Annotated in this window: 2 tRNA genes; both read right to left on the bottom strand. The window is 41.1% G+C overall.

Annotation, left to right across the window (positions count from 1 at the left end):
• Window positions 1–347: 347 nt before the first annotated feature.
• Window positions 348–423: transfer RNA gene (locus IRQ95_RS21965), tRNA-Val, on the bottom strand.
• 61 nt (window positions 424–484) lie between these two features.
• Window positions 485–560 (bottom strand) — tRNA-Lys (locus tag IRQ95_RS21960).
• Window positions 561–611 lie beyond the last annotated feature (51 nt).

Here is a 611-nt window from a genome sequence, read left to right as displayed (position 1 = left end):
AATTGATGTTAAACAACCAAAGTTGCTATCTCATTATTTGAATGAGCGAGATAGCTTTCGATTTTGCCGGACTCAAATATGTTTTGCTTTACTGAAACAGTAAGACAAAACCCAAGAACACTTGAATGTGTTTCTGTGTATTCAATTTAATTGAATACTTTGAGAACTTTACAAACAATCTTCAAAAGATTGTTTTGTCAGCTTTCCAAATTGTTAAAGAGCAATGTTTCTTCACGAGGAAGTACATTTTCTAAAGACTTTCAGTACGCTATTCAGGCGTCAAAAATTCCAACCACATACGCTTTACTGAAGTGGTTTGGAAATCCTATCCAAAAATTCTTAGAGAATGGTGGGCGATACCGGGCTCGAACCAGTGACCCCCTGCTTGTAAGGCAGGTGCTCTCCCAACTGAGCTAATCGCCCACATAAGTTTCTCTTGTATCCACTTTAAAGTGAATTCAAAAGCCATTCTTCGTGGAAAGAATGGTGGGTCGTGCAGGATTCGAACCTGCGACCAATTGATTAAAAGTCAACTGCTCTACCAACTGAGCTAACGACCCAATGGTATCCCGTAGGGGAGTCGAACCCCTGTTACCGCCGTGAAAGGGCGG

It is taken from the genome of Vibrio fluminensis, from assembly GCF_015278125.1.
In the GTDB taxonomy this organism is placed as follows: domain Bacteria; phylum Pseudomonadota; class Gammaproteobacteria; order Enterobacterales; family Vibrionaceae; genus Vibrio; species Vibrio fluminensis.
The sequence above is the reverse complement of the archived record's forward strand: the minus strand, read 5'-3'. Positions and strand labels throughout refer to the sequence as shown.